The organism is Acinetobacter sp. ANC 4910 (genome assembly GCF_004331035.1).
GTDB lineage: Bacteria > Pseudomonadota > Gammaproteobacteria > Pseudomonadales > Moraxellaceae > Acinetobacter.
The window spans coordinates 206,987-230,524 of the sequence record NZ_SJNT01000001.1 but is presented as its reverse complement, the minus strand read 5'-3'; the positions used below and the strand labels follow the sequence as shown (position 1 = coordinate 230,524).

The window sequence follows — 23,538 nt, the reverse complement described above, 5'->3', positions numbered from 1 at the left end:
CATGAATCAAGAAATTATACGTCAAACACCGCTCTGGGCTGAAAATTGGCCAATTGCGTACTCTGTTATTCAAGCCATTGTCATTTTATTGGTGGTGGTTTTGATCGCAGCATTGATGTCATTTGTCGAGCGTCGTTTGCTCGGCTTATGGCAAGACCGTTACGGTCCAAACCGTGTTGGTCCCGGCGGTATGTTCCAGATTGTTGCCGACATGTTGAAAATCATGTTTAAGGAAGACTGGACACCAAAGTTTGCGGATAAGTTAACTTTCCGTTTAGCACCAGCAGTTGCGATGGCAACTGCGGTACTGTCGTTCATGGTGATTCCTGTTAGCCCATATTTGGGTGTGGCAGACATGAGCATTGGCTTATTGTTCTTTATGGCAATGGCAGGTATTGCAGTTTATGCAGTGTTATTTGGTGGTTGGGCTTCAAACAACAAATATGCATTACTTGGCGGTCTACGTTCTGCTGCACAAACCATTTCGTATGAAGTGTTCTTGGGTATTTCACTGATGGGTGTGGTTGCGATTGCAGGCTCATTCAACATGCGTGAAATTGTAGAAGCACAAAAAGATGTATGGTTTGTGATTCCACAGTTCTTAGGTTTCTTAATCTTCGTGGTTGCGGGTGTTGCGGTAACGCATCGTCACCCATTTGACCAACCCGAAGCAGAACAAGAATTGGCGGAAGGTTACCACGTAGAATATGGCGGTATGAAATGGGGGATGTTCTTCGTTGCTGAATATGTCAACGTGGTGCTGATTTCTGCATTGATCGTAACGCTATTCTTCGGTGGTTGGTTAGCGCCATTCAACCTTGAAATTCCGTTTATTCCACCCGTATTCTGGTTCATTATCAAAACAGCATTTTTTGTGATGATGTTTGTATTGGCGCGTGGTTCATTAATGCGTCCACGATATGACCAAGTAATGAACTTTGGTTGGAAAATTTGCTTGCCATTGGCATTGGTCAACTTACTTGTGACTGGTGCTGTGATTCTGATGAATCAGGCCTAAGACGGCAGGGAGAACAAAATGTTTAAGTTTCTAGCTGGAGTTGGGTCAATTGTACGTTCATTGTGGATGGTATTCAGCCACGTGACGCGTAAACGTGACACGATTTTATATCCAGAAGTACCAGCTGAAGAAATCGTACCACCACGTTTCCGTGGTCGTATTGTATTAACGCGCGATCCAGATGGTGAAGAGCGTTGTGTGGCATGTAACTTATGTGCTGTTGCGTGCCCAGTTGGCTGTATTTCATTACAAAAAGCTGAAAAAGAAGATGGTCGTTGGTATCCAGAATTCTTCCGTATTAACTTCTCGCGTTGTATTTTCTGCGGGATGTGTGAAGAAGCCTGTCCAACTACGGCAATTCAGATGACACCTGATTTCGAATTAGGCGAGTACGTTCGTCAAGACCTTGTATATGAGAAAGAGAATTTACTCATTTCAGGTCCTGGTAAATATCCAGACTACAACTTCTACCGTGTTACAGGTATGGCTGTAACAGGTAAAGAAAAAGGTCAGGCGCAACGTGAAAGCGCACCTGTTGATGTACGGAGTCTATTACCATGATGTGGCCGTTTTATTTGATGGCACTCGTGGCCATCGTTTCTACGGTTCGTGTAGTTACTAACGCGAACCCTGTACATGCGTTACTTAGCTTGATCGTGTCTTTACTTGCTGTTGCAGGGATGTTCATGATTGTGGGTGCACCATTTGCAGGTGCACTGGAAATTATCGTTTATGCTGGCGCGATCATGGTGTTATTCGTGTTCGTGGTGATGATGCTGAATCTTGGTCAACATACTGTTGATCAAGAGCGCAAATGGTTAACGTCATCTGCTTGGGCATATCCAGCACTTATGAGCTTCCTAATGGGCTTGATTTTAGTTTGGATGTTAGGTTCAGACTACACCACAGCAGGTCCAGTAATGGGCACTGAAATTGTAGGTCCAAAAGCCGTTGGTCAAGCACTCTTTACTCACTACTTATTATTGGTAGAAGTTGCCGCGATGTTATTGCTAGCAGCCTTGGTTGCAGCATTCCACTTAGGTAAACGTGAGCCAAGTGCAGAAGAGGACAAACAATAATGGGCAACATCCCTTTAGAACATGGTTTGATCGTTGCGACCATTCTTTTTGCACTGGGTTTTTACGGTGTAATGGTGCGACGCAACCTATTATTTATGTTAATGAGCCTTGAAGTCATGATGAATGCTGCTGCGTTGGCATTCGTTTTGGCTGGTAGTGCTTGGGTGCAACCAGATGGGCAAATTATGTTCATCCTGATTTTGACCCTTGCTGCGGCAGAGGCTTGTATCGGTCTTGCGATTGTCCTTCAGTTTTATCATCGCTTCCATCATTTGGATGTGGATGCTGCTAGTGAGATGCGCGGATGAGTTATTTATATTTAACAGTTTTATTTCCGCTAATCGGTTTTATTTTATTAGCGGCAGGGCGCCAGAATTTACCTGAGAAAGTTGCAGCGATTATTGGCGTTGGGGCTGTAGGTCTATCTGCTTTATTTGCCCTTATTGCGGGGATGGATTTCGTTAACAACGGTTCTGTGGCGCAAGTACAACACTTGTGGACATGGTTCAATGTTGGCGGTCTTGCACCAGGCATTAGCTTACACCTTGATGGCTTGTCATTATTGATGATGGGTATGGTGACTGGTGTTGGTTTCCTTATTCATATCTTTGCTTCATGGTACATGCGTGGCGAAGAAGATTTTGCACGTTTCTTCTCTTACTTCAACCTGTTCGTTGCGAGCATGTTGTTGTTGGTATTGGGCGATAACCTAGCGTTATTGTTCTTAGGTTGGGAAGGTGTTGGTCTTTGCTCGTACTTGCTAATTGGTTACTACTACCAAAACCCAGAAAACGGTTTTGCTGCAATCAAAGCATTTACAGTAACACGTGTCGGCGATGTGTTCTTACTGATTGCATTGTTCTTAATTTACCAACAGTTCGGTACATTAAACATTGCAGAAGTGGTTGCTGCGGCACCAACGGTATTAACGCAAGGTTCATCTATGGCCATCTGGACAGCATTGATGTTGTTCTTGGGTGCTGCGGGTAAATCTGCACAGATTCCACTACAAACATGGTTAGCAGATGCAATGGCTGGTCCTACGCCAGTATCTGCCTTGATCCACGCAGCGACAATGGTTACTGCGGGTGTATACCTTTGTTGCCGTATGCACACTGTATTTGAAATGGCACCTCAAGTGATGATGTTCATTTCAATTACAGGTGCTGTGACCTTATTGGTTGCAGGTTTTGCTGCATTGGTACAAACCGATATTAAACGTATCTTGGCTTACTCAACTATGAGTCAGTTAGGCTATATGTTTATGGCAGTAGGCGCAGAAGCTTACCAAGCCGGTCTGTTCCACATGTTGACTCACGCATTCTTCAAGGCATTATTATTCTTGTCTTCTGGTGCGGTGATCTTGGCTTACCACCACGAACAAAACATTTTCAAAATGGGCGGTTTGTTCTACAAGAATAAATTCCTATTCGCTTGCTTCGCCATTGGTGGTGGTGCGTTGGCTGCAATTCCATTCATTACCGTTGGTTTCTTCTCGAAAGATGCAATCTTGGGTGCTGTATGGATGAAGGGTCAGGCAGTAGCATTATATGACTGCTTGTACTGGACAGGTGTTGCTGGTGCTTTCTTAACTTCAATTTATACATTCCGCTTAATTTGGGTTGTATTCTTTGGAAAAGAAAATACACCATATCATGCAATCAAAGGCATTACTTACTGGGGGCCTTTGTCAATTTTAGCGGTTCTTTCAACTTTCGTGGGTGCTGCACTTAAAGCACCTGTAGAAAGTATTTTGAATGCTGCAAAAATTCCAGCGGTCATTATTCCAGAAGCGATGGAAGCGGGTGTACACGGTGCAGAACATATGGCTGTAGGTATCGCACTTGCTGGTCTTGTGATTGGTGTGATCTTATTTGCTTTTGCTTATGGTACTGTGAAAAGTTTTGCGAAAACTTCATTGGGTGCAGGTTTGGCGAATATTTGCCGTAATGCACTGGGTTTCGATACCTTATATGATCTTATCTTCGTAAAACCATATTTACTGATTGCTAAGATTTGTGGTCGTGATCCAATTGATGGTTTATGGCTTGTATTACCTGCAATTGTGAAAGCTGGTAACGGCTTTACAAGTTCACGTCAAACGGGTTCATTGCGTGAGTACGCTTCGAGCATGTCACTGGGCATTGTGGTTCTACTGATGATCTTAGTCGTGATTCAGGTCGTGGGGAAATAAGATGGAAATCACAAACAATTTGGTTTTGCCCGCGCTGATCCTCGTACCGTTCATTGCAGGTTTTTTATGTTGGGTGGTCGATAAAATCGACCAACAACTACCACGCTATATCGCACTCGTGGGTATGCTCATTACTTTGGGTTTAACGATTGCTTTATGGCAAACGGGTACTTACAACTATGAATTGGGTGCAAAAGTCCCAACATGGTCTGCAGAGTTCTTCTTGCCGTGGATTCAAACCCTCGGTATCAATATTCACTTGGCAGTTGATGGCTTATCATTATTAATGGTTGGCTTAACCGCATTGTTGGGTATTTTGGCGATTGGTTGTTCTTGGGGTGAAATTCAAAAGAACGTAGGCTTCTTCCATTTGAACCTTTTATGGTCATTGGGCGGGGTCATCGGTGTATTCATTTCGATTGATATGTTCTTGTTCTTCTTCTTCTGGGAGATGATGCTTGTTCCAATCTACTTCTTAATTGCTCTTTGGGGACACAGTGGCGCAGATGGTAAATCACGTGTTTACGCTGCGACTAAGTTCTTCATCTATACCCAAGTTGCTGGTTTAATCATGCTCATCGGTATTCTAGGCCTTGTGGTTTATGGATACATGATGACAGGCATGATCGGCTTCGACTACAACTACTTATTAGGTGTGGCGAATACGCTTGATGCTCAGCTTCCAGCTGTGGCTTATGCCTTCATGTTGTGCTTGTTTGTTGGTTTTGCGGTTAAACTTCCTGTGTTTCCATTACATGGTTGGTTACCCGATGCACATGCACAAGCCCCTACAGCAGGTTCTGTAGACTTAGCGGGTATCTTAATTAAGACAGCTGCTTACGGTTTACTCCGTTTTGTTATTCCGTTCTTCCCAGCAGCATCTGCACAGTTTGCCGATATTGCAATCATTATGGGTTTAATTGGTATTTTCTACGGTGCTTGGTGTGCTTTCCAACAAACCGACATGAAACGTCTGTTGGCTTATACCTCAATTTCACACATGGGCTTCATCTTACTTGCATTGTATGCAGGTAACATTTTGACCTTCCAAGGTCTCATGATCATGATGTTAGCGCATGGCTTATCATCTGCTGCACTGTTCATTATGTGTGGTCAGGTTTATGAGCGCTTACATACACGTGACATGCGTTTAATGGGTGGTATTCGTGGTCAATTCCAATACCTTTCATTCTTCCTGATGTTCTTCGTGGCAGCGTTAGTGGGTATTCCAGGTTTAGGTAACTTCATTGGTGAGTTCTTAATCTTGATGGGTTCTTATGCCAAGTTCCCTGTATTCACTATTTTGGCTGCAATCAGCTTAGTATTCGCTGGTCTTTATGGTCTGATTTTGATTCACAAAGCTTTATTTGGTACGCCAAATGAAGCGCAAAAACAACATTACGCAAGTCCACTGAAAGATTTGAATGCGCGTGAAGTCAGTATTTTGTTAATTTGTGCATTTGGTCTGCTTTGGCTTGGTATCTACCCGCAATCCTTCCTTGATATTTCAAATTCAAGCATAGCGTGGTTAGCAAACAGCTATATTCCAGTTCAAGAAGTCGTTGACGTTGTGCATCAAGCATCTGTTCAACTCGAAAATGTGGAGATGCAATAAGCCATGAACTTCACAATGTCTTTTTCTGAGCTTATGCCATTAGCTCCTGTAATGATCGTGGCATTGACCGCGGTCGTTGTGATGATCCTCACTTCGATTAAACGTAATCATAATTTAATCGCAACAGCGTCTGTGGTTGGCTTAAACCTTGCTGCGGCAAATATTTTATTCAACATGTTTGGTGGACAATTCGTACCATCAAACGTGATGGGTATGTTCATGGTGGATCCGTTCACCATGCTTTACCAATTGGTGATCTTAATTGCATCACTTGCATGCTGTACGTTGTCACATGCGTATATTGAATCTTATAAAGATAACCGTGAAGAACTGTATATCTTGATGCTGTGCTCGGTTTCGGGCGCAATGTTAATGGTGGCAAGCTCGCACTATGCATCTTTCTTCATTAGCCTTGAGTTAATGTCGATTCCTGTCTACGGTATGTTGGCTTATACACATCAACGTGCAAACTCATTAGAAGCGGGTATTAAATACTTGGTTCTTTCTGCAACAGCTTCGGCTATGTTGCTGATGGGTATGGCATATATTTATGCTTACACAGGTTCATTGTCTTTCTATGAATCTTTCCAAGCATTAATGCAAAATATTCATCAACCCATGGTACTTCTTGGTTTAGCGCTGATTATTTTTGCAGTTGGCTTTAAGCTTTCACTTGCACCATTCCACAAATGGACACCAGACGTTTATGCAGGGGCACCAGCTCCGATTGCAACCTTCCTTGCGACAGCAGCGAAAGTGGCGACGATTGGTCTATTTGTACGTTACTTGCTGACTTCAGGCGCAATTTTAGTTGAGTCTTTAGTTACAATTATTACCATTATTGCAGTGCTTTCAATTTTAGTGGGTAACTTCTTGGCAGTACGCCAAGTTAATCTGAAACGTATTCTGGGTTATTCATCAATTGCACACTTTGGTTACTTGTTGATTGGTTTAATCAGCATGACCTATGCAAGCCTTGGTAATGTATCGGTTTATGTCATCACTTATGTGTTAACCACGATTGGTGCATTTGGTGCTGTGGCATTGATGTCTAGCCCATACAATAACGTCGATGAAGCAGAAAGTCTGGCTGACTACCGCGGTTTATTCTGGCGCCGTCCAGTATTAACAGCGACGTTAACTGTGATGATGTTGTCTTTAGCGGGTATTCCGTTAACAGCGGGCTTTATTGGTAAGTTTTTGGTCGTGATGGCTGCTGTAACAACGCAACACTGGTTCTTGGCTGCAATGATTGTGGTCGGTTCGGGTATTGGTTTGTACTATTACCTCCGTGTAATGGTTGTGATGTATATGACTCCGCCAGAAACTCCACGTATTGATGCTGTTGATCACTGGGGTCAAAAAGTGGGTGGTATCATGGTATTGCTCGCAGCACTTGCAGTATTGGTGATTGGTATTTATCCAGATCCAATTATTAAAATGGCCTTACAAGCTGAGATTTTATCTCCATTGCATTTCATGTTAACGCGTCAATAATTTAAAAAATTATTGTGTTAATTAAAAAGCCTCCGCCAGTCGGGGGCTTTTTTTTGTTATAAGATTTATAAAAAACATTTATAATAAGATGAATATTTTTTTGATTTTTTAGGTGTACTCCCGTGGCTATTCATGAAATTCGTCATCCTCTGATTCGACATAAACTTGGTTTATTGCGTCGCGCTGATATTAGTACAAAGAATTTCCGTGAATTGGCACAGGAAGTAACGATGTTGCTGACTTATGAAGCAACCAAAGATTTACCTGTAGTAGATCATGAAGTAGATGGTTGGGCGGGTAAAGTCACGACACAACGTATTGCGGGTAAAAAAATTACTGTAGTGCCTATTCTTCGTGCAGGTATTGGTATGCTGGATGGTTTCTTAAACCTTATTCCAAGTGCCAAAGTATCTGTATTGGGTTTGGAACGTGATGAAGAAACTTTAGAAGCACGTACTTACTATAAAAAATTGGTTCCAGATGTGCAGAACCGTATTGCCATGATTATTGATCCAATGTTGGCGACAGGTGCTTCATTGGTGGCTGCGATTGACGTTTTAAAAGCCAGCGGTTGTAAAGACATACGTGTCATGGTATTGGTTGCTGCACCAGAAGGCATAAAAAGAGTGGAAGATGCACATCCTGATGTGACCATTTTTACTGCTTCTGTTGATGACGGCTTAAATGCACAAGGTTATATCGTGCCGGGTCTAGGCGATGCTGGTGACAAAATTTTTGGTTCAGTACAAAAAGATTAATCTTGAGCCCCAGCAAAAAGGGGCTTTTATGGCCTCTTTTTTATATACTAAAACAAAGCGTGTACATATAGGATCTGTTTATGAAGGCCGAGCAATATCAAGGCAAAGTTAAGCAATATAATGCCGACAAAGGTTTTGGTTTTATTTCCTCATCTGAAGGCGATGTATTTTTTCATATCTCGGATTTTCCTGCAGACTCAGGCGAGCCGAAACGCAATGAACGTGTGAAGTTTAATGTGGTTGAAAATGGCGATCGCTATAAAGCAATTAAGATTGAGCGTGTTGAAGATAATTCTGCTAAAGCCAAGAAGTCGAAAGTATCAACGCATAATAAATCGATTACATCCACTTTATTGACAAACTTTAGACGTTGATCACGAACAGTTTGATTTATTTCATTTCAAATTGAAGAAAGAGACTTTAGGGTCTCTTTTTTATTAATTACAATTAATAAAATAAAAAAGATTAGGGCGAATTATGTTTATTGAGGGGAAGATTAAAAACTACAATTCGGAACGTGGTTTTGGTTTTATTTGTACCGCAGATGAATCGGAAGATATTTTTTTTCATATTAAAGATTTCCCGAGCTGGCACATCAAGCCAAATATGGGAGAACAATTGAAGTTTAGAGTTGTGGAGGAACAAGGAAAGTTTAAAGCCTCAGATATTGTACGTTTAGATCTAAAGCCAGAGGATGATTACTCCTTGATGGAGCAGCATAGCTTTGTGTACCAGACTATTCCAATTTCAGAGAAAGTCATTCTGCCAAAGAAATCGGTATCGCGCTTAAAATATATGATCTTGTTTATGCTTATTTTAGTGACTGGATTGGGTTTTGTCGGCTATCAAAAAGTTCAGGATTATCGTATAGCAAAACAATTGAAAGCAGAGCAATTAATAAAACAACAAAAACGCATTGTAGAACAGCAGCGAGAAGCATTGGGTTATTTACCTGATCGAATTCTTTCGGCTCAGGGACGCAAGAATTTAGATACGGTTGGCTATGCAGTGAATGCACAACAGGTGAGTACCACCTCATCGGCAGCGTTTGAAGCACCAAAATTAGCCGTTGTACAAAAAAGTGAGCCGATTGCTCATTTTAAATGTGACGGGCGTACTCACTGTAGTCAAATGCGATCTTATGAAGAAGCCGTATTTTTCTTGCAGCACTGTCCGAGTACTGAAATGGATGGCAATCATGATGGTGAGCCATGTGAGAAGCAGTTTAGAAGATAAATTCTGAAATAAAAAAATGCTCCTATCTAGGAGTAGGAGCATTTTTTACAATTGGGGTTAGCCTTCACAGAATTTCATAAAGGCTTTTAAACCTGGTCCTTGATATTTTTGGCGATGTACCAACATGAATAATGGTCGTGAGAGTTGCCAGAATGGTGTATTTAGTACCACCAAATGTCCTTTATCTTGTAAAGGTTCAATCGCGAGTTTAGAAATACACGACATGCCTAAACCGCCCGCAACAATTTTAAGAATTGCTTCGTTGTGCCCAAGGGTAAGGCGAATATTGGCATCTGGTAAGTCTTGTAAGATAGCATTATCAAAGACTTCACGTGTACCTGAGCCTTCTTCACGTAGAATCCATTCTACATTGTCAAAGTCGGCAGGACTGAGTTCACGATTTAAGCGTGCCAAAGGGTGGCTAGGTGCACAGCACACTGCCAGTTCATCATCACGCCAATGGATACATTGTAACTGAGGTAAATGACAAGAACCTTCAATCAAAGCAAGATCTAATTGGAATTGATTCACTGCTTCAATCATTTGGCGCGTATTTCCAACCTGAAGTTGTAAATGCGCTTGTGGTTGAATTTGTAAAAAATTAGCCATCAGGTCAGGCATTAAGTAGTCGCTAATGGTTAAGGTTGCCCCTAAACGCAAATCGATACTTTGTAATTCGCCTTTAGCGGCTTGTTCAAAGGCTTCGCAGCGCCCTAAAATTTCAAGCGCTTGTGGCAATAGAAAACGACCTAAATCATTCAATTGCAGACGTTTGCCTAAACGGTCAAATAGCGGAGCCCCTAAACCATCTTCTAGATCTGCCAGTGCCATACTTGCAGCACTTTGAGTCAACTTCACCGCGTCGCTGGCTTTGGTCACGGTGCCTTCTTGAGCGACTGCTACAAAAACAGCCAATTGGCGTAAAGTCATGCGCATGAATGTAGCCTTAACATTTAAAAAATATTAATAAATTATGCTGTCATGCTAACATGAGCACAGTCTTTGATGCCACGTCGAAATCATGTCAATTGAAAAATTTAGCGTAGAAAAGGTTTTATCTGTACAGCGTTGGACCAATACTTTATTTAGTTTCACCATGACACGTCCTGCACATTTTAAGTTTACCGCAGGTCAATTTGCCCGCATTGGCTTAAAAGTGGGTGATGAACTGGTGGTACGTGCTTATTCAATAGTGTCTTCACCCTTTGACGAAACCTTAGAATTTTTTTCAATTGTAGTGCCAGATGGAGCATTTACGTCTAACTTGCAGCATTTAGAAGTGGGCAATGAACTGTATTTAGAAAAAATTCCTTACGGATTTTTAACCCTTACCCGTTACCAATTGCCCTTACCGCAGGATTTATGGCTATTGGCGACAGGCACAGGCTTGGCACCTTTTGTTTCCATGCTGCAAGACTTCGAAACGTGGAGCAAATATCAAAAAATTCATTTGGTCTACAGTGTCCGTACTGCTTCCGAATTGGCTTATGTCGAACGTATTCAAGAGATTGCAGAAACTTTCGGAGAAGGGCATACAGGTTTTAAATTTGTGCCTATTGTGACCCGTGATCCGCAAGCCACGTTGCATGATCGTTTGCCGATATTGATCGAGAATGGTGCATTGGAACAGGCTGTTGGCTGCGAACTGAATCCTGCGACCAGTCATGTAATGTTGTGTGGTAATCCACAAATGGTGGAAGATACCAAAGAAGCATTAAAAGCACGGGGTTTAACGATGAATCGCCGTGGTGAAGGCAATATTGCAGTCGAAAATTATTGGTAAAATCATTCTATTCGATCATGAGTAGATTGAATGAGAAATAAAAAATCCTCCATTTGGGAGGATTTTTTTGTCACTACAATTTAGTGCACGAACATATCCATAAAATCACGAATTTCATAAATGGCACTGTCTAAATCTGTACTGAGCCAAATGGGTTCAAACAGACCTGCATAATATTCCAGACGGTCTTGTGGAACCACTAATCGCACAGGACAATCCTCTTCCAGTAAGCGCCAAGGCAGAATTGGAACTTCATTGTCCAAGAATGCGGCAATATTGCGAATATCAACAACCATGGCATTTACACATTCTGGAAAGGGCATGACTGAAAACTCTTCAGTGCGACGACGAAAATATTCTAAATCGCCCCATTTCAGCACATAGCTAGGTTTGGTAAATTCAATAATACCAATCAGATGCTGATCACGTGTGTAGTGTAGTGAACATTGATGTGTGACGTCGGTGTCAAGATCAAGTGTGACACTTTGTTGACTATACGCCATAAAGATTAGGAGCATTTAAAATGAGGTGGATAATTATACTCTAATTTCACTTTAATGCGGCAGATTGGTTACATATTCTTTGAAGTGCTCTTAGTCTGTCACCATGCTTGGAACTACGCTAAGAGGCTTCCTTTTTTAAGCTAAATAAGCTGCTGTTTTTATAAATAAATACAAATCATTTTGAACTAAAAGTCAAAATTGGTATGGCTTATGCATTTGTGTTTAGCATCAAGCGAGGGCGAGGTGCTTATGTCAGATGTTAAAAGTGTAGTTGCAGAAGCCAATTTAGATCATCATTCCAATACAGAATATTTTGCCCAACGCAAACTCAAGCAGGGTGCTGTCGGATGGCTGCTACTTATTGGGCTGGGCGTTGCCTATGTTATTTCTGGGGACTTTGCAGGCTGGAACTTTGGCTTGGCACAAGGTGGATGGGGTGGGATGTTTATTGCCACCATTGTTGTCGCGATCATGTATTTATGTATGTGCTTAGCCATGTCGGAAATGTCGACCATGTTACCTACAGCGGGAGGAGGTTATAGTTTTGCCCGAACTGCTTTTGGACCATTGGCTGGATATTTAACAGGAACCGCAATCCTGATTGAATACGCGATTGCACCTGCGGCAATTGCGGTATTTATTGGTGCTTACTGTGAGTCCTTGTTTGGGATTGGCGGATGGTTTGTGTATTTACTTTGCTATCTGTTTTTTATGGGGATTCATCTTAAAGGTGCGGGAGAAGCCTTAAAAATTATTTTTGTTATTACCGCCGTGGCTGCCGTAGCATTAATGGTCTTTATTGTGGCGATGTTGCCACACTTTGACAGCCAGAATTTACTCAATATTCCTGTCAAAACTGATGCAATTGGGGCAAGTGCATTTTTGCCTTTGGGCTACTTAGGCATTTGGGCAGCAGTGCCTTATGCCATTTGGTTCTTTTTGGCGGTAGAAGGCGTGCCTTTGGCGGCTGAAGAAGCCAAAGAACCACATAAATCTTTACCACGAGGCTTGATCGGTTCAATGCTGATTTTAGCCGTGTTTGCCTTAGCCATTTTATTTTTGGGTGCGGGTGCCGCAGGCGCAGATACCTTAAAAGAATCAGGTGCACCATTGGTGGATGCGTTAAAAGTGGTCTATGGTGAAAATACTTGGTTGGCAGGTTTTGTTAATTTTGTCGGATTGGCAGGTTTAGTTGCGAGTTTTTTCTCGATTATTTATGCCTATTCACGTCAGATTTTTGCCTTGTCTAGAGCAGGTTATTTACCCAAGAAACTTTCATTAACAAATAAAAACCATGCACCGCATTTAGCCATCATTATTCCTGGCGTGATTGGGTTTATGCTGTCTTTATCTGGTGAAGGCGATTTGCTGATTTTGATGGCAGTGTTTGGTGCCACTATTTCTTATGTGCTAATGATGATGGCATACATCAAATTAAAAATTGCAAAACCCAATATGCCACGTCCTTACAAAGCTCCTGGTGGAATTGTCACCGCTTCGATTGCCTTGGTTTTAGCGGCTACAGCGACGGTTGCAGGTTTTGTGGTGGATCCGAAAGTGTGGTTTATGGCAGCCGCAATTTATGCGGTGTTTATTCTTTATTTCTTATTGTATAGCCGTCATCATTTGGTCGCAGGCACCCCAGAAGAAGAATTTGCCAATATTCAGGCAGCAGAACAAGAACTTAATACATAAGGAGTGTGGGCCGTGATTTATCGGATTGATGTTGCTCATCAACATTATGTTTTTTCAGATTTAAAAACGCTGATGGCAAAGGCTACACCTGAGCGCTCGGGAGATCAGCTTGCGGGTATTGCAGCCCAGAATGCAACCGAGCGTGTTGCTGCACAAATGTGTTTGGCAGATGTGCCTTTAAAACAGTTTTTGAATGAAGCGCTGATTCCGTATGAACAGGACGAAGTGACCCGTCTGATTTTAGATGAACATGATGCCGATGCATTCTATCCAATTTCGCATTTTACAGTAGGTGACTTGCGTAATTGGTTGCTGAGTGCTGATGCTACTACGGAAAAATTGACTGTGCTACAAGCTGGGTTAACGCCAGAAATGGTGGCCGCCGTCAGCAAGATTATGCGGAATCAGGATTTAATTTTGGTGGCAAAAAAATGCCGCGTGATTACCCAGTTTCGCAATACCATTGGCTTAGAAGGACATTTATCCACACGCTTACAACCGAATCATCCCACCGATGATGTTTTGGGAATTTCTGCCAGCATTTTGGATGGGCTGATGTATGGCAATGGTGATGCGGTGATTGGGATTAACCCCGCGACCGATAACTTGCAAAACCTGTCTGAACTATTAAAGCTGCTAGATTACATTATTCACGAATATGATATTCCAACCCAATCTTGCGTACTGACGCATGTAAGTTCAGGTATTCAACTTGCCAACAAAAACGTTCCGATTGATTTGATGTTTCAGTCAATTGCAGGGACCGAGCAAGCCAATAGCGCCTTTGGGATTAATTTAGCTTTGCTACAAGAAGGCTATGACGCTGCACTCAGCTTGAAGCGGGGAACCGTTGGGCAAAATGTCATGTACTTTGAAACAGGTCAGGGCAGCGCGCTGTCGAGTCAAACTCATCATGGGGTAGATCAACAAACCATAGAAGCCAGAGCTTATGCAGTGGCGCGTAAGTACAAGCCATTTTTAGTGAATACAGTGGTGGGTTTTATCGGCCCTGAATATTTATATAACGGTAAGCAAATTATCCGTGCGGGCTTGGAAGACCACTTCTGTGGAAAATTGCTTGGCGTCCCAATGGGCTGTGATATTTGCTATACCAATCATGCCGATGCAGATCAAGATGATATGGATATTTTGCTCACTTTATTAGCCAATGCAGGCATTAACTTTATTATGGGCATTCCAGGTTCAGATGATGTGATGTTGAATTATCAAACCACATCGTTCCATGATGCTCTATACATTCGTCAACTTTTAGGACTCGCGCCAGCACCTGAATTTGCCTATTGGTTAGAGCAGCAGGGTATATTAAAACAGCAATGTTCAAAGCTGGAATGGCCACAGCACATGCCTGAAAAATTCTCACGTTTGCTGATGTCTTAGTTTGGGGAGATATGGATGAAGTTACATTATGATGTTCAGTATCCACAGCAATTTGAACAAAACAGTTGGGAACAACTGAAACAGTTTACCGATGCCAGAATTGCCTTGGGGCGCACAGGAGGAAGTCTTCCGACTCGTCCTCTTTTGGAGTTTCAATTGGCGCATGCCCAAGCCAAGGATGCTGTACTAAAACCTCTCAATATCGCCGTGTTAAAACAGCAATTTGAGCAGCAGAGTCTGACTTTTGTACAAGTCTGTAGTTGTGCAGTCGATAAAGATACTTATTTGAAACGTCCAGATTTGGGGCGAGAACTTTCGGCGACTTCACGGCAAATGCTTACAGCAATCCAATCTGAGCAAACACAATATGATGTATTAATTGTGGCAGGTGATGGCTTATCTGCACGTGCCATTGAAGATAATGCCGTAAGTTTTATCTCGAAAATGTTAGATGCGTGTGCCCAGCAAGGTTGGTCTGTGGCACCCATCGTGGTTGCAACGGGAAGCCGAGTTGCTTTGGGAGATGAAATTGCCCAAATTTTAAATGCACAAATGTTGGTCATGCTGATTGGAGAGCGCCCAGGCTTGAGTTCTCCAGATAGCATGGGTATTTACTATACATGGCAAGCTCAAAAAGGCTGTCATGATGCCATGCGTAATTGTATTTCTAATGTGCGCCCAGCAGGTTTGGATGAAGTGACAGCGGTACAACGCCTGATTGCCCTGATGTCTAAGTCAAAACAATTACAATTCTCTGGTGTGAATTTAAAAGATGAACACGAAATGGTGATTGAGCAGGGGCAACCCCAATTGCTGCATGGTATTTTCTAAAAGAGCGACATTAGGCTAAACCAAAATAAAAGCTAAGCTGCTCGTTCTATGGAAAATTTACAAGCGCTCACGATCACATAATGCTTTGTCACACAATTTCATACTTTTTGTTGTTAGTATAAAAATTCAACAAGGAATGAATTGAGTGAGGGGAACATGGTACATGATTTCAATAAACCGCCTCATGTCGCGAGTGCTGAAGAAATAAGACAAAAAAAACGCTTACCAGTGTACATGCTAATCTTAGTGGGTATTTTTTTCTTGGCACTTGTGGTGTATATGCTTTCAAGCGGAACGCCAAGTTAAGAATGTGCAACGGGGAATGTCTTTGAAGCAATACTAGGAGACGGGGTTCGATCTAACGATTCAGGGTAAATTTGCTTGAGTTGAAACGGATAATTTAACTGAATGATGTCTATAAAATAAAAGCTCTAGCTTAATAAGCTAGAGCTTTTTTGCTATTGGAATGTGCCCTTTTGTTGTAATTCTGCACATGCTGTTGATTAAAAAAAATACAAATTTTATGGTAATGAAGTACCTCCATACTTTTATGAATACAACAATCAAGCTCTTGATGGAATCAGTCATTAACAGAAATAAGAAGAGGGAATAGACATGAATGAGTTTTTTGAAGGGGGAATGAGAACCCCTGAAATGAATGGGATGTATTATTGGGATCAGTTACATCCGATTTTGTCTGCTGTTGCTATTTTGCTCATTGGTTGGGTGATCGCTTTAGTGATCGCTGCTGCGGTGAAGAAAGTATTATCTAAATTAGGCACCAATCAAAAGCTTTCTGGTGCAACGGGACATCGTTCCAATATTGAAAACATCGTGTCTAGAATTGTCTTTTGGATTGTGCTGCTGATAGCCATAATTGGTGCATTGAATGTCTTAAATCTGACCAGTGTCAGTGGGCCATTCAGTAATATGATCCAGCAGTTCTTGTTATTTATTCCTCAGCTTTTGGCAGCGGCAGCGGTGGCTTTTATTGGCTGGATTTTTGCCAACTTGGTGAAAGTCGGGTTGAAAAAATTACTGGATCGAACTCAGCTCGATGAAAAACTGAGTGAAGATGTCGGTGTCAGTCCAATCAGTCAAAATATCAGTGAGATTGTTTACTGGCTAATCTTGTTGTTATTCCTGCCAATTGTACTTTCGATTCTAGGTTTAAATGGTTTGCTGTTCCCAATTCAAAATATGTTGAATGAAGCCATTTCATATTTACCGAACTTGTTTATTGCCATTGTGATTGTATTTGTGGGCTATATTTTGGCAAAAATTGTTCGAGGCATTCTCGAAGGACTGGTGCAAGGTCTAGATTTGCAGAAGCAAGCACAAAAAATCGGACTGTTTAAGAACTCGAATTTGGCTCATGTCCTAGGCTCATTTGTATCTGCAATTATTATTATTACTGCCTTAATTATTGCATTTGAAGCGTTGGGTATTGATTCAATTTCACAACCAGCAACAGCCATGTTGTATGAAATTATGAATGCAATTCCGCAAATTATTGCAGCTGGGCTAATTTTGATTATTGCCTATGTGGTTTCGCGGTTTGTGGCAAATTTGGTGGTGGATGTGGTCTCTGGGACAGGTGTTGATGATATTCCTGCCAAACTTGACCTACAGCGCTTTTTAGGCACCACGAAAATTTCCTGCGTAGTGGGTTATTTCATTGTATTTTTTACCATGTTGTTTGCAGTATCAGAAGCAGCCAATCGATTGGGTTTAGAGCAAGTCAGCCTACTGATTTCCATGTTTATTCAGTTTGGTGCCAATATTCTATTAGGTGCGGTTATTTTAGTCATTGGATTTTGGTTGGCAAACTTGGTGGCAAATATTGTGCAACGTGGTGAATATCAGAGTTCGCTTTGGTTAGCCAATTTGGTTCGTGTGCTGATTATGGGATTAGTCATTGCTATGGGCTTAAGGGCGATGGGAATTGCTGATTCGATTGTGAACTTGGCTTTTGGTTTAACCTTAGGGGCTGTCGCTGTGGCATTTGCACTCGCCTTTGGCCTCGGCGGGCGTCAGCCTGCGGAACGTATTTTGACGGATTTGATTGATTGTGCGAAAAAGCAGGCGAAGCAACCTAATCCACAACCCAAAACACCGAGTTCTACGGTATCTGCACACGTGACGGAACACACCCCTGTAACACCGCATAATGATTCGGTTGTCCCAGATGATCTACTGGTTGACCCTGAGCATAAGCCTTTAAATAATCCATACGGTTCTACAGGTGAAGCTGAAGAGGATATTGATATTCAGCCAAAAGATGACCCGAAATAACGTGTTGAATTTTGTCGAGATCGATCATGCTTAGACTGGTCGATCTTACACATGAGGAAAAATGATGAAGAATAAGGCACCGAATAAGATTATTGCCCCAATCATTATTGCGGGAATCACTTTCGGATTTTTAGTCAGTGCGTATAAATTTATTTTTGCACAGCAGTCGGCACACCCCAATGCTAATCAAACAGAGGATTCAACAAAACACAAGGGCTAATACTTTATGCTGAGAGAGTCGCATTTTAAATTTTATTGTGTTATTGATATAAAATATTCAGCATCATTTAGTATTTAGTTTAATACGGCTGACATATTTCTGAATTAAATTTTTAGAACTAAAAAGATAAAACGAAAGGAATTCCAATGTTAAAATTTTTGTTGACACGTTTAAATGTATTAACTGATACAGAACAAAGTTTAGATCAAATGCAAAAAGCCATTCAGCGTGTGCATGCCAATCCGCAAGTACATTTATTGCGTACCGACTATTTAGAATAACGGCTGAGATTTCAGTCTATTAATGATAGGCTGGCTCAAATAAAAACAGGCAATGTAAATTTACACTGCCTGTTTTTTTATATAAAACGATTAAACATATTCTGATGCGGCATGCGCAGATGACCATGCCCATTGGAAGTTAAAGCCGCCCAAATGTCCTGTAACATCCAGTATTTCACCGACGAAGTACAAGCCTTTTTGCTTTTTACTTTCCATGGTTTTCGACGACACTTCAGTGGTGTCTACGCCACCTAAAGTGACCTCAGCAGTACGGTAACCTTCGGTTCCTGATGGTTTGACTTCAAATGCATGTAAGCGCGTGGCAATGTGCTCCAGTTTTTCATCCGAAAGCTGACCTATCGCTGTTTCAGCTATTTCAGGCCAAATCAGGTTTTGCAGTTCAACCACCACACTTTTCGGGAAATGTTCACCCAGTAAAGTGCGAAGTAGGGCTTTGGGTTGACTGTGCTTCTTGGCTTTTAAGTAGTCTTGCAAATCCACACTTGGTATGAAGTCAATTTTGAAGCTTTGTCCTACATCCCAATAATTCGACAGTTGTAGCGAGCTTGGCCCACTGAGTCCACGATGAGTAAATAAAAGGGCTTCAGTGAAAGCGTTTAAGTCATTCGATAAAGTCGCATCGACCGCGTTGCCACTTAAGCGTGTGGTCACTTCTTTAAAGCTATCTGAAAAGGTAAAAGGCACCAAACCTGCGCGAGTTGGATATACATGGTGGCCAAATTGTTTGGCAATTTCATAGCCAATCCCTGAGCCGCCTAAGGTCGGAATAGATAAACCACCCGATGCAATCACCACAGATTCGGCTTCAAAATACCCTAGTGTTGTGGCAATTTGAAAACCCTGCTCTTCTAGTGCAGTGATGGCTTTTACTTCACAGTTGGTTTTAATGTCGACCAAACCTGTTTTTTCACACTCGCTCAATAGCATGGCTAAAATTTCTTTAGCGCCATTGAGGGTGAAGAGCTGACCATGTTTACGTTCTTCATATTCAATGCCGTACTCACAAACGAGACCAATAAAGTCCCAATTGGTATAGCGGGTCAGGGCTGAAATTACAAAGTGCGGATTATGTGAAATAAAGTTGCTTGGCTCGACATAAAGGTTGGTAAAGTTACATTTACCGCCACCCGACATGAGAATTTTTTTACCGACTTTATTGGCTTTTTCTACCACCACCACTTTACGTCCGCGTTGAGCTGCCATATAGGCTGTCATTAAGCCAGATGCACCTGCACCTAAAACTAAGACATCATATTGATTTGTGGACATGACACACTCACGGGAGAATAAAGCAGGGCATTATAGACCATCTTTTTTGCTTTTTCAGGACTATCTAAAGCGTGGCTAAACGACCTTGCAGCCCACCTGAATGAATCACCAAAATGCGATGATCTAGTGCAAATGCACCTTGTTGAATTAAATCGGTTAAGCCCAACAGCATTTTGCCTGTGTAAATCTGTTCCAGTGCAATGTCATATTGCTGCTCAAAGTCTTGAATAAATTGCAGTAGTTCAGGCGTGGTTTTGGCATAGCCCCCACAGCAATATTGGTCGGTGATTTGCCAATTCCTTTTTTCGGTCAGTTGTTCGACTTCGGTGCTTAGGAAATCGCCTTTGAGTGCGGAGAAGCCCAAAATTTGCTGTTGTGAAGTACTGGCTTCAATCAGACCTGCAATGGTGCCACCCGTCCCCACAGCGCAACAAATCAGATCGTAATTTTGTCGATCTTCATCAGAAAGAATTTCTGTGCAGCCTTGAATGGCAAGGGAATTCGTCCCTCCTTCAGGAATCACATAATAGTCAGGATAATCTTGTTGTAACTGCACTAAATATGCTGGGCTTTGCTTTTGTCGATAGGCTTCACGGGTCACAAACTGCAACTGCATGCCGAATTGCTGTGCTGTATTTAGAGTTGGGTTTAAGGGTTTACTGGCTAGCTCTTCACCTCGAATAATGCCTAAACTTTCAAATCCAAATAACTGCGCTGTATAGGCCGTCGCGGCAATATGATTGGAATATGCTCCGCCGAAGGTCAGGAGTTTTTTATAGCCCTGTTGCTGTGCCGCCAACAGATTGTATTTCAGTTTAAAAAATTTATTGCCTGAAATGTGTGGATGGACCAAGTCCAAACGTTTGATGCTGATATTGATCCCACCAACGCTTATGTGCTGATAGGGAATGGACTGTGCAATCTGGTCAAACATAGGATTTTATCAACTTGGCTCAGAGCATAGTGTAAGTGAAAAGTCGTGGTTTCTGTACAGGGTTAATGCTGTGCAGATTGAGTATCGACCGAACTAATTACGGACATGCCGGGGCGTAAATTTTCAATGCCCGTTTGATTCGGGTCAATCGCAATCCGTACCGCAATGCGTTGCACCACTTTGGTAAAGTTACCCGTAGCATTATCAGCTTTAAGCACACTGAACTCTGAGCCTGCCGCAGGGGAAATTTGTTCGACATGACCTGTAAATTTCTGATGATTTAAGGCATCTACCGTGAACCATGCTTTTTGCCCAATTTTCATATTGGCAATTTGAGTTTCTTTAAAGTTAGCCGTGACCCAAGTCTGTTGTGGAATCAGATAGAGCAATTGTGTACCTGCTGCCACATATTGTCCCACACGCGGATTGACTTCACCCAGTTGCCCATCCATCGGGGCGATAATACTGCTGTAGTTTTTGGTGGTTTGGGCTTGATCCAGTTGTGCCGCGGCATTGGTTACTTGCGCTTTGAGTCCTGTTTCAGCCACTTGCGCGGTTTTGAGCGCTTCTTTTGCCACCAATACATTGGCCTGTGCTTGTTGCAGTAAGGCTAAATTATTTTGGGTATCGGCAAAGGCTTTGTCTTGTTCCGATTTAGACGCTGCACCTGTGTCTCCCAACTGTTGATAGCGCTGTTGTTGTGCTTGTGACAATTGATACGCTGCTCGCGCTTGTTCGACCTTGGCTTCTGCCGCGATAATATCGGCTTTACGCTGTGCAATATTTTGGGTTTGATTAGATAGGTTATTTTGCGCTTGATCCACTCCTGCTTCAGCCTGTGTGACTTTTTGGTCATAGGTGGTGGCATCGATATGCATCAATACCTGTCCTTTTTTGACGTGATCAAAATCACTGACCAACACATCTTTGACATAGCCGTTAATTTGCGAAGAAAGCACCGTGGTTTTGCCTTTGACATAGCTGTTGTCGGTTGACTCAACGGTACTGTCAAATGGCCCAATTTTCCATGCCCATAAAATGATCCCAATCCCGATGATGAGTACTAAAAACATCAAGATTAGCGTACGTTTCGCTGTTGGAATCAGTTTGCTCGAAGGTGGCGTAACCGTTGTTGCTGTTGCCGTCGGCTGTTCAGCCTCAGCCGCATTTTCAGAAGTTTCGGTTGTTTCAGTCGGAGCTGCTGGTTTTTGATCTTCAGACATAACAATTTCTCAATAAATAGGGAGCAGTGGCATTAGGTATGACCGATTTTCGCTTGTTGGCGCAGTTGGTATTGATTCCGTGCAATCAGTAATGTTCCCCACAGCAACAGCAGCATGGCCACGACGCCATTGAAGCTAATCACATCGTTATAGGCACGCACTTGAGCCTCTCGGGTTACCACCTGATTTAGATTTTTTAAGGCTTGTTGCTGCTCTAACTGCTGATCGAGCGTGTAGCTATGCGAACTTTGTTGATACGCTAAAAGACGCTGTGCAATCAATGGATTGGTTTCGGGCAGTTGTTGAATCATTTCGGCACGGTAGTTTTGAGTTCGAACCTGTTGATAGGTGGAGTAAAAGGATGAACCGACTAAGCCACCAAAAGTTTGGGTCGCTGAAAATAAAACAATAAACGTGACAATATGGGTGGGACCTTTTTGCATGGCGCTTAAGATCCCTGTGATCAAGAGTGGGCCAATAAAAACACCACTGGCAAAGCCCACCAAAAACTGACTACCGTAAAAGTTGGAAGGACGAATATCGCTGGTGAGGTGAAAATCCAACCCACAAGCAATCAACACCAAAGCTTCTGCTAACAGCAGGTGCCAAATAATCCGTTCACGTGAAAAAGTGATGGCACTAAATAAGGTTCCAGACACGATGCCGAAAAAGATCACCACATAGAGCGGAACAAATTGATCGGGGCCCATGCCCATAGTTTTGAGAAAATTTACCGCAGCATAGCTTTGCTCCGACATTAAGAAGCGAATTGCAAAGGCACCGATAATAAAACGAAGCGTAGATGATGTCCCCAGCCAACGCGTCATAATCAGAGGATTGACCCGATAATGCTCGTAGACCAAACCAATCACAATTAGGCTGAACCCTGCAATTAAAAGGTACGCCAACCACTTTGCTTCAAACCACCACAAGATTGGTCCTTGGGTCAGCACAATACACAAAAAGGCAAAACCAGGTGCAAGTAGTGCAAAGGTGAAGAAGTCCTGCTTTTCAAAAACAGCAATTCTTAAACTGCGCGGCAACTTAAGCGACACCACCATTGCGAAACAGCACAGGGCTAACCCAATTTCAAAGGTATACAGGACATTCCAGTTATTCACGTCAATGAGATAGGGAGAAATGATCCATGCTAAGGGAATACCGAGCTGTTGAAAGCCCAAAGCCAAATAGATACTGCGACCAAAATTTTCTCGCTTAAAGGCCTGCATAATGTAATACATGCCTAAGGAACTGAGAGGTGCTGCAACCATGCCGCTAATAAAACGTACCAATACCGCCATTTCAAAGGTATGCACAAAGACGTGTAAAACCAAAACCGCAATAAAAATCAGTAGACCAATTTCAGAAAATAGACGCAGACCATATTGCTGACGGGCTTTAAATAGAATTAGGTTAGCACTGACATTTGCCATGACATAAGCCGCAGGAATCCATGCCACCTCAGAAGGAGTGAGTCCATATTCACCCTGAATTAAGGGCAAATTTGCAGTAATAAAACCATTACTAAGACTCGCAGACAATGCGACAAATAAGCCAATAAAAAAATATATGAAGCGCTTAGGTGTGGAGTGTGCGATCACGGCAGGAGAGCCGGGCAGGGTTGGCTTTTCTTCGGGGGTCCAGTTTGGCGCGGGTTCAAGTAAACGCGGAGGCTGTGTCATGAGTTG

General features: G+C 42.4%; 23 protein-coding genes. 17 read left to right on the top strand and 6 right to left on the bottom strand.

Translation table 11 applies throughout. The annotated features are described in order from the left end of the window. Window position 1 precedes the first annotated feature (1 nt). The 10 genes from nuoH (at window position 2) to E0H82_RS01010 (ending at window position 9,397) form a co-directional block, all read left to right on the top strand. Window positions 2–1,018, top strand: a complete 1,017-nt coding sequence (gene nuoH, locus E0H82_RS01055) for an NADH-quinone oxidoreductase subunit NuoH (RefSeq protein ID WP_116762492.1) — start codon at window positions 2–4, stop codon at window positions 1,016–1,018. 18 nt (window positions 1,019–1,036) lie between these two features. Beyond that, window positions 1,037–1,579 (top strand): NADH-quinone oxidoreductase subunit NuoI, encoded by a 543-nt coding sequence (nuoI, locus tag E0H82_RS01050; RefSeq protein ID WP_116762494.1) that lies wholly within the window; start codon window positions 1,037–1,039, stop codon window positions 1,577–1,579. After that, a complete protein-coding gene (nuoJ, locus tag E0H82_RS01045; RefSeq protein ID WP_171458246.1) occupies window positions 1,579–2,097 on the top strand; it encodes an NADH-quinone oxidoreductase subunit J in 519 nt (172 codons plus the stop codon). The genes nuoI and nuoJ overlap by 1 nt, the downstream gene beginning before the upstream one ends. Then, the gene (gene nuoK / locus E0H82_RS01040) at window positions 2,097–2,405 is read left to right on the top strand and encodes an NADH-quinone oxidoreductase subunit NuoK (protein ID WP_039621332.1); all 309 of its coding nucleotides are present in this window, start codon (window positions 2,097–2,099) and stop codon (window positions 2,403–2,405) included. Before nuoJ ends, nuoK begins: the two co-directional genes overlap by 1 nt. Beyond that, window positions 2,402–4,291 (top strand): NADH-quinone oxidoreductase subunit L, encoded by a 1,890-nt coding sequence (nuoL, locus tag E0H82_RS01035; RefSeq protein WP_131262599.1) that lies wholly within the window; start codon window positions 2,402–2,404, stop codon window positions 4,289–4,291. Before nuoK ends, nuoL begins: the two co-directional genes overlap by 4 nt. Window positions 4,292–4,298: 7 nt before the next feature. Continuing rightward, window positions 4,299–5,906 carry an NADH-quinone oxidoreductase subunit M gene (gene nuoM, locus E0H82_RS01030; RefSeq protein ID WP_171458245.1) on the top strand — a complete coding sequence of 536 codons (1,608 nt, stop codon included), beginning with the start codon at window positions 4,299–4,301 and terminating at the stop codon, window positions 5,904–5,906. Between the two features lie 3 nt (window positions 5,907–5,909). Beyond that, window positions 5,910–7,403, top strand: coding sequence for an NADH-quinone oxidoreductase subunit NuoN (gene nuoN / locus E0H82_RS01025; protein ID WP_131262597.1), 1,494 nt, complete (start codon window positions 5,910–5,912; stop codon window positions 7,401–7,403). A 122-nt stretch (window positions 7,404–7,525) separates the two neighbouring features. After that, the gene (gene upp / locus E0H82_RS01020) at window positions 7,526–8,161 is read left to right on the top strand and encodes a uracil phosphoribosyltransferase (RefSeq protein WP_131262596.1); all 636 of its coding nucleotides are present in this window, start codon (window positions 7,526–7,528) and stop codon (window positions 8,159–8,161) included. A gap of 80 nt (window positions 8,162–8,241) precedes the next feature. After that, window positions 8,242–8,535, top strand: coding sequence for a cold shock domain-containing protein (locus E0H82_RS01015; protein WP_116762507.1), 294 nt, complete (start codon window positions 8,242–8,244; stop codon window positions 8,533–8,535). A 103-nt stretch (window positions 8,536–8,638) separates the two neighbouring features. Beyond that, the gene (locus E0H82_RS01010; protein ID WP_131262595.1) at window positions 8,639–9,397 is read left to right on the top strand and encodes a cold shock domain-containing protein; all 759 of its coding nucleotides are present in this window, start codon (window positions 8,639–8,641) and stop codon (window positions 9,395–9,397) included. A gap of 57 nt (window positions 9,398–9,454) precedes the next feature. On the opposite strand, the gene gigC is transcribed toward E0H82_RS01010, so the two are convergent. Further along, complete coding sequence (gene gigC, locus E0H82_RS01005) at window positions 9,455–10,333, bottom strand: LysR family transcriptional regulator GigC (RefSeq protein WP_131262594.1); 879 nt, start codon at window positions 10,331–10,333, stop codon at window positions 9,455–9,457. 85 nt (window positions 10,334–10,418) lie between these two features. On the opposite strand from gigC, the gene E0H82_RS01000 reads away from it, so the two are divergent. Beyond that, window positions 10,419–11,180: a ferredoxin--NADP reductase gene (locus E0H82_RS01000; RefSeq protein WP_131262593.1), complete on the top strand. Its 762-nt coding sequence runs from the start codon at window positions 10,419–10,421 to the stop codon at window positions 11,178–11,180. Between the two features lie 80 nt (window positions 11,181–11,260). On the opposite strand, the gene E0H82_RS00995 is transcribed toward E0H82_RS01000, so the two are convergent. Further along, window positions 11,261–11,683 carry a hypothetical protein gene (locus tag E0H82_RS00995; RefSeq protein WP_131262592.1) on the bottom strand — a complete coding sequence of 141 codons (423 nt, stop codon included), beginning with the start codon at window positions 11,681–11,683 and terminating at the stop codon, window positions 11,261–11,263. Between the two features lie 249 nt (window positions 11,684–11,932). Between E0H82_RS00995 and eat the strand changes: the two genes are divergently transcribed. The 6 genes from eat to E0H82_RS16735 all read left to right on the top strand — a co-directional run bounded on the left by eat (window position 11,933) and on the right by E0H82_RS16735 (window position 18,403). Continuing rightward, entirely contained in the window at window positions 11,933–13,378 is a 1,446-nt protein-coding gene (eat, locus tag E0H82_RS00990; protein WP_131262591.1) for an ethanolamine permease, read from the top strand. A 12-nt stretch (window positions 13,379–13,390) separates the two neighbouring features. Next, complete coding sequence (locus E0H82_RS00985; protein ID WP_131262590.1) at window positions 13,391–14,776, top strand: ethanolamine ammonia-lyase subunit EutB; 1,386 nt, start codon at window positions 13,391–13,393, stop codon at window positions 14,774–14,776. A gap of 15 nt (window positions 14,777–14,791) precedes the next feature. Then, window positions 14,792–15,607, top strand: a complete 816-nt coding sequence (eutC, locus tag E0H82_RS00980) for an ethanolamine ammonia-lyase subunit EutC (protein WP_131262589.1) — start codon at window positions 14,792–14,794, stop codon at window positions 15,605–15,607. A 615-nt stretch (window positions 15,608–16,222) separates the two neighbouring features. Further along, a complete protein-coding gene (locus tag E0H82_RS00975; protein ID WP_131262588.1) occupies window positions 16,223–17,902 on the top strand; it encodes a mechanosensitive ion channel in 1,680 nt (559 codons plus the stop codon). 61 nt (window positions 17,903–17,963) lie between these two features. Then, window positions 17,964–18,122, top strand: coding sequence for a hypothetical protein (locus tag E0H82_RS16490; protein WP_165492901.1), 159 nt, complete (start codon window positions 17,964–17,966; stop codon window positions 18,120–18,122). A gap of 146 nt (window positions 18,123–18,268) precedes the next feature. Continuing rightward, window positions 18,269–18,403 (top strand): hypothetical protein, encoded by a 135-nt coding sequence (locus E0H82_RS16735; RefSeq protein ID WP_265937160.1) that lies wholly within the window; start codon window positions 18,269–18,271, stop codon window positions 18,401–18,403. A gap of 90 nt (window positions 18,404–18,493) precedes the next feature. On the opposite strand, the gene E0H82_RS00970 is transcribed toward E0H82_RS16735, so the two are convergent. The 4 genes from E0H82_RS00970 to E0H82_RS00955 form a co-directional block, all read right to left on the bottom strand. Then, a complete protein-coding gene (locus E0H82_RS00970; protein ID WP_131262587.1) occupies window positions 18,494–19,693 on the bottom strand; it encodes an NAD(P)/FAD-dependent oxidoreductase in 1,200 nt (399 codons plus the stop codon). A gap of 64 nt (window positions 19,694–19,757) precedes the next feature. Next, on the bottom strand, window positions 19,758–20,627 hold the full coding sequence (locus tag E0H82_RS00965) for a 1-aminocyclopropane-1-carboxylate deaminase/D-cysteine desulfhydrase (protein ID WP_005399951.1): 870 nt from the start codon (window positions 20,625–20,627) through the stop codon (window positions 19,758–19,760). Between the two features lie 62 nt (window positions 20,628–20,689). After that, on the bottom strand, window positions 20,690–21,850 hold the full coding sequence (locus E0H82_RS00960) for an HlyD family secretion protein (RefSeq protein ID WP_131262586.1): 1,161 nt from the start codon (window positions 21,848–21,850) through the stop codon (window positions 20,690–20,692). 32 nt (window positions 21,851–21,882) lie between these two features. After that, window positions 21,883–23,532: an MFS transporter gene (locus tag E0H82_RS00955; RefSeq protein WP_010326227.1), complete on the bottom strand. Its 1,650-nt coding sequence runs from the start codon at window positions 23,530–23,532 to the stop codon at window positions 21,883–21,885. Window positions 23,533–23,538 lie beyond the last annotated feature (6 nt).

What these genes read in the sequence shown, in the direction of transcription:
- nuoH (WP_116762492.1), top strand. Translation starts at nt 2, where the DNA reads ATGAATCAAGAAATTATACGTCAAACACCGCTCTGGGCTGAAAATTGG.
- nuoI (WP_116762494.1), top strand. Translation starts at nt 1,037, where the DNA reads ATGTTTAAGTTTCTAGCTGGAGTTGGGTCAATTGTACGTTCATTGTGG.
- nuoJ (WP_171458246.1), top strand. Translation starts at nt 1,579, where the DNA reads ATGTGGCCGTTTTATTTGATGGCACTCGTGGCCATCGTTTCTACGGTT.
- nuoK (WP_039621332.1), top strand. Translation starts at nt 2,097, where the DNA reads ATGGGCAACATCCCTTTAGAACATGGTTTGATCGTTGCGACCATTCTT.
- nuoL (WP_131262599.1), top strand. Translation starts at nt 2,402, where the DNA reads ATGAGTTATTTATATTTAACAGTTTTATTTCCGCTAATCGGTTTTATT.
- nuoN (WP_131262597.1), top strand. Translation starts at nt 5,910, where the DNA reads ATGAACTTCACAATGTCTTTTTCTGAGCTTATGCCATTAGCTCCTGTA.
- E0H82_RS01015 (WP_116762507.1), top strand. Translation starts at nt 8,242, where the DNA reads ATGAAGGCCGAGCAATATCAAGGCAAAGTTAAGCAATATAATGCCGAC.
- E0H82_RS01010 (WP_131262595.1), top strand. Translation starts at nt 8,639, where the DNA reads ATGTTTATTGAGGGGAAGATTAAAAACTACAATTCGGAACGTGGTTTT.
- gigC (WP_131262594.1), bottom strand. Translation starts at nt 10,333, where the DNA reads ATGCGCATGACTTTACGCCAATTGGCTGTTTTTGTAGCAGTCGCTCAA.
- E0H82_RS01000 (WP_131262593.1), top strand. Translation starts at nt 10,419, where the DNA reads ATGTCAATTGAAAAATTTAGCGTAGAAAAGGTTTTATCTGTACAGCGT.
- E0H82_RS00995 (WP_131262592.1), bottom strand. Translation starts at nt 11,683, where the DNA reads ATGGCGTATAGTCAACAAAGTGTCACACTTGATCTTGACACCGACGTC.
- eat (WP_131262591.1), top strand. Translation starts at nt 11,933, where the DNA reads ATGTCAGATGTTAAAAGTGTAGTTGCAGAAGCCAATTTAGATCATCAT.
- eutC (WP_131262589.1), top strand. Translation starts at nt 14,792, where the DNA reads ATGAAGTTACATTATGATGTTCAGTATCCACAGCAATTTGAACAAAAC.
- E0H82_RS00975 (WP_131262588.1), top strand. Translation starts at nt 16,223, where the DNA reads ATGAATGAGTTTTTTGAAGGGGGAATGAGAACCCCTGAAATGAATGGG.
- E0H82_RS16490 (WP_165492901.1), top strand. Translation starts at nt 17,964, where the DNA reads ATGATGAAGAATAAGGCACCGAATAAGATTATTGCCCCAATCATTATT.
- E0H82_RS16735 (WP_265937160.1), top strand. Translation starts at nt 18,269, where the DNA reads ATGTTAAAATTTTTGTTGACACGTTTAAATGTATTAACTGATACAGAA.
- E0H82_RS00970 (WP_131262587.1), bottom strand. Translation starts at nt 19,693, where the DNA reads ATGTCCACAAATCAATATGATGTCTTAGTTTTAGGTGCAGGTGCATCT.
- E0H82_RS00965 (WP_005399951.1), bottom strand. Translation starts at nt 20,627, where the DNA reads ATGTTTGACCAGATTGCACAGTCCATTCCCTATCAGCACATAAGCGTT.
- E0H82_RS00960 (WP_131262586.1), bottom strand. Translation starts at nt 21,850, where the DNA reads ATGTCTGAAGATCAAAAACCAGCAGCTCCGACTGAAACAACCGAAACT.
- E0H82_RS00955 (WP_010326227.1), bottom strand. Translation starts at nt 23,532, where the DNA reads ATGACACAGCCTCCGCGTTTACTTGAACCCGCGCCAAACTGGACCCCC.